Source organism: Mesorhizobium sp. M1142, assembly GCF_040318565.1.
Taxonomy (GTDB): Bacteria; Pseudomonadota; Alphaproteobacteria; order Rhizobiales; family Rhizobiaceae; genus Mesorhizobium.
The window spans coordinates 124,686-136,343 of the sequence record NZ_JAMYMK010000009.1; the positions used below are offsets into that span (position 1 = coordinate 124,686).

13 protein-coding genes and 2 pseudogenes are annotated in these 11,658 nt (G+C 62.4%); 6 read left to right on the plus strand and 9 right to left on the minus strand.

The features are described 5' to 3' along the window. Positions 1–19: 19 nt before the first annotated feature. Positions 20–451, plus strand: coding sequence for a cupin domain-containing protein (locus NKH42_RS16830; protein ID WP_352477692.1), 432 nt, complete (start codon positions 20–22; stop codon positions 449–451). A gap of 56 nt (positions 452–507) precedes the next feature. Here NKH42_RS16830 and NKH42_RS16835 read toward each other — a convergent pair whose 3' ends face one another. The 3 genes and pseudogenes from NKH42_RS16835 to NKH42_RS16845 form a co-directional block, all read right to left on the minus strand. Further along, positions 508–954: a nuclear transport factor 2 family protein gene (locus NKH42_RS16835; RefSeq protein ID WP_352505818.1), complete on the minus strand. Its 447-nt coding sequence runs from the start codon at positions 952–954 to the stop codon at positions 508–510. 147 nt (positions 955–1,101) lie between these two features. Continuing rightward, positions 1,102–1,443, minus strand: a complete 342-nt coding sequence (locus NKH42_RS16840) for a nuclear transport factor 2 family protein (RefSeq protein ID WP_352505816.1) — start codon at positions 1,441–1,443, stop codon at positions 1,102–1,104. A gap of 138 nt (positions 1,444–1,581) precedes the next feature. Beyond that, positions 1,582–2,489, minus strand: a pseudogene (locus tag NKH42_RS16845) (LysR family transcriptional regulator). 168 nt (positions 2,490–2,657) lie between these two features. On the opposite strand from NKH42_RS16845, the gene NKH42_RS16850 reads away from it, so the two are divergent. Beyond that, a complete protein-coding gene (locus NKH42_RS16850; RefSeq protein ID WP_254818257.1) occupies positions 2,658–3,356 on the plus strand; it encodes a type 1 glutamine amidotransferase domain-containing protein in 699 nt (232 codons plus the stop codon). A 237-nt stretch (positions 3,357–3,593) separates the two neighbouring features. On the opposite strand, the gene NKH42_RS16855 is transcribed toward NKH42_RS16850, so the two are convergent. The 3 genes from NKH42_RS16855 to NKH42_RS16865 are packed head-to-tail and all read right to left on the minus strand — an operon-like array spanning position 3,594 to position 5,689. Next, entirely contained in the window at positions 3,594–4,148 is a 555-nt protein-coding gene (locus NKH42_RS16855; protein WP_352505815.1) for a nuclear transport factor 2 family protein, read from the minus strand. After that, positions 4,145–5,128 (minus strand): alpha/beta hydrolase, encoded by a 984-nt coding sequence (locus tag NKH42_RS16860; RefSeq protein ID WP_352505814.1) that lies wholly within the window; start codon positions 5,126–5,128, stop codon positions 4,145–4,147. The genes NKH42_RS16855 and NKH42_RS16860 overlap by 4 nt, the downstream gene beginning before the upstream one ends. Positions 5,129–5,185: 57 nt before the next feature. Beyond that, the gene (locus NKH42_RS16865; protein ID WP_352505813.1) at positions 5,186–5,689 is read right to left on the minus strand and encodes a nuclear transport factor 2 family protein; all 504 of its coding nucleotides are present in this window, start codon (positions 5,687–5,689) and stop codon (positions 5,186–5,188) included. 128 nt (positions 5,690–5,817) lie between these two features. On the opposite strand from NKH42_RS16865, the gene NKH42_RS16870 reads away from it, so the two are divergent. After that, positions 5,818–6,720, plus strand: a complete 903-nt coding sequence (locus NKH42_RS16870) for a LysR family transcriptional regulator (protein WP_352505812.1) — start codon at positions 5,818–5,820, stop codon at positions 6,718–6,720. 27 nt (positions 6,721–6,747) lie between these two features. Here the strand turns inward: NKH42_RS16870 and NKH42_RS16875 are convergent. Then, positions 6,748–7,139 (minus strand): annotated as a pseudogene (locus NKH42_RS16875) (carboxymuconolactone decarboxylase family protein). A gap of 72 nt (positions 7,140–7,211) precedes the next feature. Beyond that, entirely contained in the window at positions 7,212–7,655 is a 444-nt protein-coding gene (locus tag NKH42_RS16880) for an SRPBCC family protein (protein WP_254818252.1), read from the minus strand. A gap of 220 nt (positions 7,656–7,875) precedes the next feature. Between NKH42_RS16880 and NKH42_RS16885 the strand changes: the two genes are divergently transcribed. Both NKH42_RS16885 and NKH42_RS16890 read left to right on the plus strand, forming a co-directional pair. Further along, entirely contained in the window at positions 7,876–8,640 is a 765-nt protein-coding gene (locus NKH42_RS16885; RefSeq protein ID WP_352505811.1) for a copper homeostasis protein CutC, read from the plus strand. A gap of 20 nt (positions 8,641–8,660) precedes the next feature. Further along, positions 8,661–9,158, plus strand: a complete 498-nt coding sequence (locus NKH42_RS16890) for a GNAT family N-acetyltransferase (RefSeq protein ID WP_352505810.1) — start codon at positions 8,661–8,663, stop codon at positions 9,156–9,158. A 20-nt stretch (positions 9,159–9,178) separates the two neighbouring features. Here the strand turns inward: NKH42_RS16890 and NKH42_RS16895 are convergent, their stop codons facing one another. Then, positions 9,179–10,201, minus strand: a complete 1,023-nt coding sequence (locus NKH42_RS16895; RefSeq protein ID WP_352505809.1) for an acyltransferase family protein — start codon at positions 10,199–10,201, stop codon at positions 9,179–9,181. A gap of 313 nt (positions 10,202–10,514) precedes the next feature. Here NKH42_RS16895 and NKH42_RS16900 point away from each other — a divergent pair, with 313 nt between their 5' ends. Further along, positions 10,515–11,654 carry an FIST N-terminal domain-containing protein gene (locus NKH42_RS16900; RefSeq protein ID WP_352505808.1) on the plus strand — a complete coding sequence of 380 codons (1,140 nt, stop codon included), beginning with the start codon at positions 10,515–10,517 and terminating at the stop codon, positions 11,652–11,654. Positions 11,655–11,658 lie beyond the last annotated feature (4 nt).

Below are 11,658 nucleotides of genomic sequence, written 5' to 3' on the forward strand. Positions count from 1 at the left end.
ACGCAGTTCGGGGGGAATCATGCGAAAAATCTTGGCACCGACGCTGCTGCTCACGGCTGCACTGTTTGCAAACAGCGCCCAGGCGCTGGATGCCAGCGGGACGCCGGTTGTCGTAACCCCGCTTGCCTCTCGCACCGAGACCGCGTCCGGCCAGCCGATCACGCTGCCCCAGAAGAACGTCCAGGTCCTGGTCTCGGCCTATCAGATCGCGCCGGGCGCGACCTTGCCGGTCCACAAGCATCCGTTTCCGCGCTATGCCTATGTCGAGGCTGGCACGCTTCAGGTCACCAACGTCGAGACCGGCAAGAGCAACACCTATCAAACAGGTGATTTCATCATCGAGATGATCGGGCAATGGCATCAGGCGACCAATGTCGGCGCCGATCCGGTCAAGCTGCTGGTCATCGACCAGGTCGAAGAAGGCACCAAGAACACCGTGTTGCGCCAGTAGCTGCCACGTCTGAAAATGGCGTCCGGGGGCGGATCCAGCACAGCGCGCAACAGACGTCAGAACGCGAACCCCTCCGGCAAATTGTGATTCCAATAGCCTTCCTCGACAAGTTCACTTATGCGCCAGCCCTCGGACGTGCGTACGACGCGGTCTCGATACCAAAGCCCCTGGAAGAAGACCTGCCTTTTGCCTTCGCCGAGGTCGACCACCATCGGGCATGAACAATGCACGCGCGCGCTGGCCTCATCCCCTCGGAGGTCCAGAAGGATTGTCGAAATGGCGTGTTGCGAGATCAATATCTTCGAAAGGGCGCCTTTCATGTAAGCAACATGCTCATCCACACCGCTCCTGATTCCACCTGTTACAGTGTCGTCAAGCACGGCATCGAGTGTGAATATTTTGCGATAGGCGTCCCAGTCGCGATCGTCCACAGCGTAGCAATAGCGAACAAGCAGCTGTTCGATCTCGAGCCGATCCGAAACCTCTTGCAATGAAAGGGTCATGTCCCGTCTCCGCGGTTGGCGGCACTAATGCCGCATGCGCCAAGCCTGCCCCGACATTTCGATCAATATTCACGTTGCCGATGCTCCGAGCAACCTCGCCGCGCGACTGGGCATGCGCAAACCCGAACACTCATTTGGCCTCCGCCTTTACCCGGTCGGCCGCAGCGGCCAGAACGGCGCGATCCCCCTCTTCGTACAAGCGGCGGATGGAGATTGCCTTGACGCGCCAGCCTTCCGGCGTCCGCACCAGCCAGTGGAGATAGCTGCCACCGACCGTCCAGAACCGCCCGTGATCCAGTGGGCTGCGCGGACATGGCTGCGTGCAACCGCGTCATTGCCCGCGCCTTCGACAATGATGTTGGTGATGAGGTGCTGGGTGGCGTCGAAACGCGGCAGCAGTCCTTGCCACTGGGCGATCAGCGCGTCGCGGCCGCTGGTCGCGGCTTCGCCGCCGAAGAGGCTGGTATAGTCGGTCGTGACGGACAGCACTTAGTTGGCGGCATGGTGCGACCCTAGCTGCCGCTTGCTGATAGCTCGGGCAAGTCCGGATCTGGTGCTCGGCATACGGCACGATGAATGGCCCGGTTTGGCCTTTGCGGACATCAACGCGGATACAAGAAAGCCGTCTTAGGTCTCCGACGCCATTTCTTTTGCCAATTCGCCGATCATCGAACGCAACCACCTGTGGGCTGGGTCGTGGCGGTAGCGAATGTGCCAAGCCATCTGCACTGGAAAAGTGCCGAGGTCGACGGGCGGCGGTAGTATCTTCAGGCGCGGATCCCTCTCAAGGCTGCGGCAGATCAGTCTCGGCAGCGTTGCGCAGTAATCCGTGACGGCAAGCATCTCTGGCACGGCCAGGAAGTGCGTGACAGAAAGGGCAATCTCTCGCTTGAGGTTTTGTTGCTCCAATGCCTGGAAGAGGCCCGCCCGCAGCCGGCCCGGCGGGAGCACGTTCACGTGCTTGAGCCTTTCATACTGTTCTCGGGAAATATGGTCTCGAACGTCGGGATGATCCTTGCGCACCGCGCAGGCGAGCCCATCGTCCATAAGATGCTGGACGACAAGATTGCCCGGCGGATCGACGATCCGGCCAATCACCATGGCCGTGGTACCGGAAATGACGCCGGTCTCGGCGAGATCGTTGCCAAATGCTGTCATGCGGAGCTTGATACCAGGCGCCAGCTCACGCGTCCTCGCGACGAGGGCCGGCATCAACACAAGCTCCACGTAACTGTTGGGGGCAAGCGTGAACAGCCGTTCGGCCTTTGCTGGCTGAAATTCCTGCTGGTTCAAATGAGATCGTCCAGTTGCGCCAGCGCTGCTTCGATCGTCGGAGCGATCTCCTCAGCCAATTGCGTCGGCTTTATGCCATACCTTTCCCGGATGAATAGCGGATCCCGGAGGGTGTCGCGCAGGCGGTTCAACGAATTGGACAGCGCCGGCTGGGTGATGCCCAGTCGCGCTGCTGCCCGTGTCACGCTCCGCTCTTCCATCAGGGCGAGGAAAACCGGGAGCAGGTTCAGATCGTATCTCATCGAGATATAATCTGACATGAATATATAAAATAAATGAAATAAATTTCTGAAATACATGGGCAGGTGCCATTATCCGTGCATCGACAGGCCGACGCGGCCGATCGAGCTCCAAATCAACCAACTACGACGCCTCATTGGCGCGGCATCACCTGAGAAAAGGATCCGACAATGAAAGTCCTGATGGTACTCACCTCCCACGACACTCTCGGTAACACCGGCAAGAAGACCGGCTTCTGGCTCGAGGAACTGGCAGCCCCCTACTACGTCTTCAAGGACGCTGGCGCCGAGATCACCCTCGCCTCGCCGAAGGGCGGCCAGCCGCCTCTCGATCCGAAAAGCGACGAGCCTATGTTCCAGACCGACCTTACACGGCGCTTCAGTGCTGACGATGTTGCCAAGGCGCAGCTCGCAGAAACCGTGCGCCTGGACAGTGTCGACCAGAAGGACTTCGACACGGTCTTCTACCCCGGCGGCCACGGCCCGTTGTGGGATTTGGCCGAAGATCCGAATTCGATCAAGCTGATCGGATCCTTCATCGCGGCCGGCAAGCCGATCGCCCTCGTTTGCCACGCACCGGGCGTTCTGCATCGCGTGACCAGTCCCGACGGCACGCCGTTTGTGCAGGGACGCTACGTCACCGGCTTCACCAATAGCGAGGAGGAGACCGTAGGTCTCACGAATGTCGTGCCGTTCTTGGTCGAGGACGAGCTGATCAGCCTCGGCGCGGTTTTCTCCAAGGTCAAGGACTGGGGCGTCCACACAGTCGTCGATGGCCAGCTTATCACGGGTCAGAACCCAGCATCATCGAGCGAGGCAGCTGAGGCGCTGCTAGGCGCTTTGAGCCAGAGGAAGAGCAAGACCGCCTGAGCGGTCTGGAACAACCGTGATCTGCCGACGGCTCGCGTCGGCGGATCAACTTCAGAACCCGCTACAGTCTCAAGCCGATCCGAAACGTCTTGCAGTGAAAGGGTCATGTCTCGTGTCCGCGGTGGCGCCACTAATGCCGCATGCGCCAAGCCTGCCCCGACATTTTCGATCAATATTCACGTTGCCGATGCTCCGAGCAACCTCGCCGCGTGGCTGGGCATGCGCAAACCCGAACACTCATTTGGCCTCCGCCTTTACCCGGTCGGCCGCAGCGGCCAGAACGGCGCGATCCCCCTCTTCGTACAAGCGGCGGATGGAGATTGCCTTGACGCGCCAGCCTTCCGGCCCCCGCACCAGCCGGTGGAGATAGCGGCCGCCGACCGTCCAGAAACGCCCGCCGATCCAGTGGGTTGCGCGGACATGGCTGCGCGCAACCGCGTCATTGCCTGCGCCTTCGACAATGATGTTGGTGATGAGGTGCTGGGTGGCGTCGAAGCCTGGAAGCAGTCCTTGCCACTGCGCGATCAGCGCGTCTCGGCCGCTGGTCGCGGCTGCGCCGCCGAAGAGGCTGGTATAGTCGGTCGTGACGCGGGCCGCGAAATAGGATTTGACCCGGTTCCAATCACGCAGATCGGCATACAGCCCGATCCCCGCCACTGCCTCGGCGATGGCCATCCTGTCTTCAACCATCAGCGCAGCTCCCGAGGCGCTCGAAACGGACGCCGAGACGGCGGAAATCATCGCGGCGGAAACCGCCGCGGCCAGGATATGCCGGCGGGTGACGACGCTCATTGTCCCGCCTCCCCCGCACTGCCCAGTGTCGCGCGGAAGTGCGCGGCGACGGCGTCGCTCGCCGCCTTCACCGGCGCGGCGCGATCGTAGAAATCGAATTGGGTGACGTTGTCGAGCCACAGCTCCTGCCTGGAACTGGTCAGCCGCGCGTAGAACTTGTGCGCACCCTGCGGAATGGCAGCCGCCTCGCTATGCACCATCAGAAAGGGCTGGTGCAGGCGCGGGGCAGCCTGGATGGCGTCGAACCTCAGCCAGCCGCGCCAGAAGGCCGGATCGGCCTCGTTACGCCAGGCCGGGATCATGCCGCGATCGGGTTCGGTGTAATAAGGCACCTTGAACATGATCGCGCGATCGTCGCTCAAGCTGGCGGCCGGCAGCAACGCCTGTCTGCCGGTGCGGCGATACGCGGCCTCTGCCGCATCGCTCGCGGCCTCAAGCCTGGCGACGCCTTCCTTGCCGCCATAGGTCTGCTCGACCACTTCGGCATCCTGCAACCAGGGCGCGACGAGAGCGACCGACTTGATCGCGGTATCTTCGGCGGCGGCAGTGACCATGTAGCCGGAGCTGGCGCAAATGCCGAGGCCGCCGATGCGGTCCTGATCGGTCTCGGGCCGGGTCGCGAGATAGGCGACCGCCGCTTCTATGTCGGCGATCTTGGCCTTAGGATCCTCGTACTGGCGGCGTATGCCGCCGCTTTCGCCCCAACCGCGAAAATCGAAGGTCAGGGCGACGAACCCGCGATCCGCCATCTCGCGGGCGTAGCGGGCCGGCATCTGTTCCTTCACCGTCATCCAGGCGCCGGTCACGACCAGCGCGGGCCGAGGTTTTGCCGCGTCCAGATCCTCCGGCAGATAGAGTTCGCCGACGATCTGCTCACCGTGCGAGGAGAATGTGACGCGCTCGACGCGCGGTGCGGCGGCGGCATTGGACGCGGCGAGCGCTACGGCGGTTGCTGCAGCAAATGTCAGGGCTTTAAACATTGCAAGTCTCCTTTAGCTTGGAGTGAGAACCGCGGCGTTGCGAAAAAGACCGCCGTCTCAGCGCTCGCCAGCAAGTCGGCCGGGCAATGGCTTCAGCAGGTAATGCGCCCAGTAGAAGGCGTCCGACTGGTACATGTCGGTCAAAAAATTCTGTGCCTCGGTGATCTTGCCGTCCTTGATGCGGAACATCAGGGCGTAGAGCTGGTCGATCTCGGGACCCGAGCCGACATTCGACCAGCCGCGATGGACATCGACGACAAGGTCGCCTTGCGCCTGGAAGAAGATCGGCTCGGCCTTGAATTTGCCGTCGGCCAAGCCGCGGAAGAAGGCGACCACCTCGTCCGGCCCGCGCTTGTCGCCGGCAAGCGGATGATGGCCAGGAATGCGCCACACGATGTCGGGTGCGAGGAAGGGCCGGACGGCCTCGGGATTCCCGGTCGCATAAGCGGCGTAGTAGTCCTTGACGAGTTGGATGTTGCTGTCTTCCAGCGGGCCGCCATTCGCCGGGGCGGCAGACACCGCCAGAAGAGCGGCGGCGGCGAGCGAAGCAAGCCTGGTCATCGGTCCTGTTTCCTTCCCTGTTCGAGCCGTTCCCAACACCGAGGCCCGTTCGTCGGATTCAACATGACGCCTTTTGTTCACCGGAAAAACCAGTAGAATTCGACAGGGCTATTTGGAAAATCCTTACAATGCGCCTCGACCAGTTCAGCGGCATCGTCGCTTTCGTAAAAGTTTCGGAGGCCAAAAGCTTCACCCGCGCCGCCGCCGAGCTCGGCGTCGCTCCGGCCTCGTTGAGCGAGGCGGTCAAGGGGCTCGAGGAGCGTCTGGGGGTGCGGCTGCTCAATCGGACGACTCGCAGCGTTGGCTTGACCGAAGCTGGCGCTCAATACCTCGACCACGTGCGCCCGGCAGCCGAAGATATCCAGGCGGCTGGTGCGGCACTGCGCGAAGCTCGCGACCGTCCCGCCGGCACGCTGCGCCTCAGCCTGCCCTGGATCGCCGCCCCGCTGCTGATCGAGCCACTGATGCGGCCGTTCATGGATGCTTATCCCGAAGTGCGGCTTAGTCTGATTTTCGACGACAGCTTCGTAGACATCGCCGCCGAGGGCTTCGACGCCGGTCTGCGCATCGGCGAGCTTCTCGACAAAGACATGATCGGCGCGCGTCTGGGCGGGCCCTTGCAGATGGTCGTGGTGGGCAGCCCGGACTATCTGGCGCGCAATGGTACGCCGAAGCGGCCGGCCGACCTCGCCGCCCATCGCTGCATCGCATTCGCCCTCACCCGCGCGATTTCGCCATGGGAGTTCATCGTGGAGGGACGCGAAGTCGCATTCACGCCGGACGCATATCTGGTCGCGAACACGCTTCCGCTGTGCATTACCGCCGCCGCGCAAGGGCTTGGCCTCGCCTTCGCGGTCGAGGGCCTCGCCGCGCCGCTTCTTGCCTCAGGCGCGCTGGTCAAGGTGCTGGAGCCTTTCTGTCCCGCTTACGAGCCGCTCCACCTCTATTATCCCAGCCGCCGCCTCGTACCGCCGAAGCTGCGGGCCTTCATCGACTTCGTGCGCGCGAACGCTCACAAGCTGCGTATCTGATGTGACCTTTCGAGAACCCGGCCCCGTTCAGCCCCAGGCGCCGATCATCTGCCTGGTAGTTGCGTTGAGCCGGTTGAATGCGTTGATCAGGGCAATCTGGATGACCAGGGCGGCAAGGGCCTTTTCGGCACCGGATCCGGCCGGTCAGCCAACCGGGTTGCCGCCTCGGTCAGCGCCAGTGCGGCGCGCTCGGCGTCGGTGAAGTAAGGTGTTTCCCGCCAGGCGGACACGGTGAAGACGCGCTCGTCCTTTTCACCGGCCTTCTTCAATTCTGGCGCATGCATATCGATACAGACGCTGCATCCGTTGATCTGGCTGGCGCGCAAATGGACGAGCTTGCGCGTCACATAGGACAGATCGGCCGTTTCCGTCGACTTGTCCAGCGCGAGCAGCGCCTGCCGGGCCCGGGGAATGAGCATCACATCCGGGGTCTCGACATCCTTGGCTCTGTCAGTTCGCCGGCCGCCGCGTTGCGGCGAGCGCAGGGATCTTCAGCTTTGCGAGGCAGTCACCTGCTCAAGCCGCTCGAGAATGCGCGGCCAGCCGCTTCCCATTCCGACGTACCCGCGCTCGTCCTCGGCCCGGAACCCGGAATGCTCCATGCGCACCCGGGTCGCCGTACCTTCGGGCGTCAATGACCATGTCACGACGGTCTTCAGACCGCTGTCGGATTCGGTGCCGTCGCCCCAGCTGTAGGCGAGTAGGCGCGGCGGCTCGATCTTCAGCACCTCGCAGTTCGTCACGCCGGACCAGCCCGGTACAGGCGTCGCGCGAAAGGTGAAGCGATGGCCTTGCACAGGCGCAAAGTCGTTCTTCATCAGCCATTCGGCAACCAGATGCGGCACGGTCAGTGCGCGCCATATCTTTTCAGCCGCGTGCGGTATGAGACGCTCGACGACAATGGATTTGGTTTCGACTGTAGTTGCTCCAGTCATAACTTCGGACCCGTTGTTTGGGGTTTGGCTGGTCTGTTCACCAACGCGCTCTCCACGAGAACCAATAACCCAGCAGCTATCGTTTACGCATAACTCTGAAGTTATGAATGTGTCAAGCGGCGGAATGGCAGGCGCAAGCACATTGAGCCAACAGTTCCGGCTTTCATCGCACTAGGCCCGATGCTACCGCTGGCCAGCTGAAATCATGAATGGATCCCCCATGCCCGAGACCGAACGCCCTCGCCTGCCGCTGATCGAGATCTGCGTCGAAGGCATAGACGGCCTGCTGGCCGCGCAAGCCGCTGGCGCCGACCGTGTCGAGCTCTGTGCCAGCCTGATCGAAGGCGGCATCACACCGAGCTTCGGCACGGTGCGCACGGCGCTCGAGCTGGCGACGATCCCGTTCCACGTCATCGTGCGGCCGCGCGGCGGTGATTTTCTCTATAGCGAAGCCGAATATCGTTCGATGCTCGCCGATGTCCACGCGCTTGCCGACACCGACGTCGCCGGTGTCGTTATCGGCTGCCTTAATGCCGACGGCACGATCGATGAACAGCGCATGAGCGAACTGGTGCAGGCGGCGGGGCGATTGAACGTCACCTGCCACCGCGCCTTCGACATGACGCGCGACCCGACAGAGGCGCTGGAGACACTGATCCGCTGCAAGGTCGGCCGCGTGCTGACCAGCGGCCAGCGCGACACGGCGCTCGAGGGCGCTGACCTGCTCGCCGATCTTGTCAGGCAGGCCGGCGACCGCATCATCATCCTCGGCTGCGGCGGGCTTGACCCAGAGAACATCGGCAAGGTGCGGAGGAAAACCGGGTTGAGCGAAATGCATTTCGCCGCGCTCAAGGAGGTGCCGAGTGCTATGCGTTACCGCAACCCAAGGGTCGGCATGGGCGGCACCGATCTCGACCGCGAATACCGCAACACCGGGACCGACGAGGCGATGGTGGCGGCGACCATCGCCGCCGTCCGGACATGATCCCGGAAGACAGAAAAAACATGATCGAAACGCGTTTGCCGATCGAGCGGGTTTCGCCGCGTGATGAGCCGGCCGTCCTCGCGCTCAACAACGAGCACGCCGCCGAATTGTCGTGGCTCGAACCCGAGCGCCTTTCCTTCCTGCTCGGCGAAGCGTTTTACGCGCGCCGTATCGGTTCGCTCGAAGCCTTCATCATGACCTTCGACCAGGACGCCAGCTACGATAGCCCGAACTTCCTGTGGTTTCGCGATCGTTACCCGCGGTTCGTCTATGTCGATCGCGTCGTGGTCGCCGCTGCAGCGCGCGGGCGCGGCCATGCCCGCCGGCTGTATGAGGATCTGTTCGAGCAGGCGTCACGCGCCAGCCAGGCGATCGTCACCTGCGAAGTCAATGCCGAGCCGCCCAATCCGGCTTCGGACGCCTTCCATGCCGCACTCGGCTTTGCGGAAGTGGGCGACGCGGTAATCCACGGTGGCAGGAAAGCCGTGCGGTATTATGCAAGGCGGATCGCCGGCTAAAACGGCGGGCGCCGTTCGCCCTACCAATTGCGGTTCAGCCAGGAGCGGGCCGGCCTTTCGATGATGTAGTAGCTGCACAGCGCGCAAGCGAACGCCGCCGCCAGCATCAGCCACGGCGAACTGCCTTGTATGTCGACGAATTGATAAAAGGGCTGCTGCCACAGATAGAGCGAATACGACCACAGCCCCAGCATCGTCATTGGCAGGGACGACAGAAACCTGGTCAGGTAGCGGCTGCTGAAGTCGAGCAAATTGACGGCGAGCGCCAGCAGCGGCACCGCGACCAGATAGTGAATGGGGGTTGGCACGGCAGCCATGAAAAGGAGCACAGCCACGACTGTGGCCGCCAGGGCAACATGCGGCCCCTTGAGCAGCGCCGGCAGCCTGTCGTCGGCCTTGAGCAGGCATAACACCGTCGACAGCAGGATCGAGGCGATGTGCACGTCAGTGCGCCAATAGGTGCCCTCGTAGCCTATTGCGAGCACCCAGTAGGAGATGGCGCCGTTCGCCATGGCCAGCAGCGACAAAGCGCCGAGCAGCATGATGACGCGGGACCGTCCCCGGACGACGACGCTGATCAGAGCCAGAATGATATACGCATGCTCTTCGACGCAGAGCGACCAGATATGGTCGAGCGCGCCGGCGCGGGTAACGAGAACTCCGGCGTAATTGTAGGTGAACGTCAGCGCCGTCAGCGCCGCCTTCCACTTGAAGGCGATGAACGTGCCGGACAAGGCGATCATCGCGACGACGACGAAAACCAGCAGTGCCGGATAGATGCGGGAGAACCGGCGCTTGAAGAATTTCTTCAGCGGATAGTATTCGACGAACAGGATCTCGGCCATCAGCCGGCCGCTGAGCACGAAGAAGAATTCGACGCCCAGGACGCCGAGATTGATGCCGGGGACGGGGAAGAAATGGCCGATCAGCACCAGCGCGATCGACAGGCCGCGCCAGCCGTCGAGATAGGCAAGCCTCGCCCTTGACGATGTGTCGGCGACAGGCCTGGCCACGACAAGACGCGTCGCGGAGATGTCCGTCATGCCGGTCCCCTCTGCAAAAGGCGGGCTCAAGGCCGCATTCTCAGCTATATTGCAGTGCACTACAACTTTGTGCAAGTGCGAGATAACGACACGCCCGACGGGACGCACACCTTCCGTCCGTCAGCGGCTGCGCTGACGCCGTCAAACGGTAGAAACTTCAAATCCATCATGTTGGCTCATTGCCAAAGCGCCGCTTCAAGACAACAATGACCTCGACGCCGGCGCGCCAGACGCGCACAAAAAAAAGCGTCGGAGGAAATGGAGGAGGAAGCCGCTGGCCAAGTCACGGACGCGCTATGCATGCGGCCTCTCGGTGCTCACCACCGACGAATCCGACGCGGATGCGTTCGCCCGGGCGGTGGCAGCGGAAGCAGTGGCCATTGACGCCGGGTTTGCCCTCCTGTTTTTCTCGCAGAGACTCATAGAGGCCGTCGCCCTGTCGGAAGCGCTGAAGACCCACGCGCCGGCGCTCCACTATGCCGGTTGCTCGACGGCCGGTGAGATAACGCCCAAAGGGCTGGAGGAAGGCCAGATCCTGGCTATGCTGCTTCCCTCCGCATCGTTTTCGGCAGCCAGCACCATGGTCGAAAATCTGTCCTCATCGGGCATGGACGGGATTACCGGCGAAGTCGAGGCGCTGAGGCGGTCATTACGCGAGCGCTTCGGGCACGAGCGAGCCGACACCACTTTCGCGCTCTGCTTGATCGACGGCCTGTCTTATGCCGAAGAAGCGGTGACCTCCGCCATCCATTGGGGGCTCGACGATATTCCATTAATCGGCGGTTCGGCTGGCGATGATTTGAAATTCGAGACAACGCGGCTGATCTCGAACGGCAAAGTGACCTCCGACAGCGCCATCATCGTGCTGATCACCACGGAAATTCCTTTCCACGTGTTCAAGACCGACAATTTCGTTCCCACCGACGAGAAGCTGGTGGTGACGGCATCCGATCCCGACCACCGCATCGTGCGCGAATTCAACGCCACCATTGCCGCCGAGGAATATGCCGCCTCGGTCGGCGTCGTCGCGCAGATGCTGACGCCACTGAGTTTTGCCTCGCACCCGGTGGTGGTGAAAGTCGGCGGCGAATTTTACTGCCGTTCAATCCAGAAGATGCACGCGGACGGCTCGCTGTCGTTCTTCTGCGCCATCGACGATGGTGTCGTGCTTGCCGTCGCCCAGCCTAAGGACATGGTCGAGGCGACCCGCGCCGCTCTCAGCGACGTCAGTGAAAGGCTTGGCGGCATCGACCTGATCCTCGGTTTCGACTGCGTGCTGCGCCGGCTCGACGCGCGCAATCGGCAGGTCTATCGCGAGATTTCGGAACTCTACAAGGTCAACAACGTCCTCGGCTTCGGCACCTATGGCGAACAGTACCGTTCGATGCATCTGAACCAGACCTTCACCGGCATCGCCTTCGGTGAACGCAATGCGGCCGAAGCGGCGGAGTAGGAAA

Bases quoted from the DNA above. Each gene is read 5' to 3' on its own strand.
- NKH42_RS16865 (WP_352505813.1), bottom strand. From the start codon at position 5,689: ATGACCAGGCTTGCTTCGCTCGCCGCCGCCGCTCTTCTGGCGGTGTCT.
- NKH42_RS16885 (WP_352505811.1), top strand. From the start codon at position 7,876: ATGCCCGAGACCGAACGCCCTCGCCTGCCGCTGATCGAGATCTGCGTC.
- NKH42_RS16830 (WP_352477692.1), top strand. From the start codon at position 20: ATGCGAAAAATCTTGGCACCGACGCTGCTGCTCACGGCTGCACTGTTT.
- NKH42_RS16890 (WP_352505810.1), top strand. From the start codon at position 8,661: ATGATCGAAACGCGTTTGCCGATCGAGCGGGTTTCGCCGCGTGATGAG.
- NKH42_RS16860 (WP_352505814.1), bottom strand. From the start codon at position 5,128: ATGTTTAAAGCCCTGACATTTGCTGCAGCAACCGCCGTAGCGCTCGCC.
- NKH42_RS16835 (WP_352505818.1), bottom strand. From the start codon at position 954: ATGACCCTTTCATTGCAAGAGGTTTCGGATCGGCTCGAGATCGAACAG.
- NKH42_RS16895 (WP_352505809.1), bottom strand. From the start codon at position 10,201: ATGACGGACATCTCCGCGACGCGTCTTGTCGTGGCCAGGCCTGTCGCC.
- NKH42_RS16880 (WP_254818252.1), bottom strand. From the start codon at position 7,655: ATGACTGGAGCAACTACAGTCGAAACCAAATCCATTGTCGTCGAGCGT.
- NKH42_RS16850 (WP_254818257.1), top strand. From the start codon at position 2,658: ATGAAAGTCCTGATGGTACTCACCTCCCACGACACTCTCGGTAACACC.
- NKH42_RS16855 (WP_352505815.1), bottom strand. From the start codon at position 4,148: ATGAGCGTCGTCACCCGCCGGCATATCCTGGCCGCGGCGGTTTCCGCC.
- NKH42_RS16870 (WP_352505812.1), top strand. From the start codon at position 5,818: ATGCGCCTCGACCAGTTCAGCGGCATCGTCGCTTTCGTAAAAGTTTCG.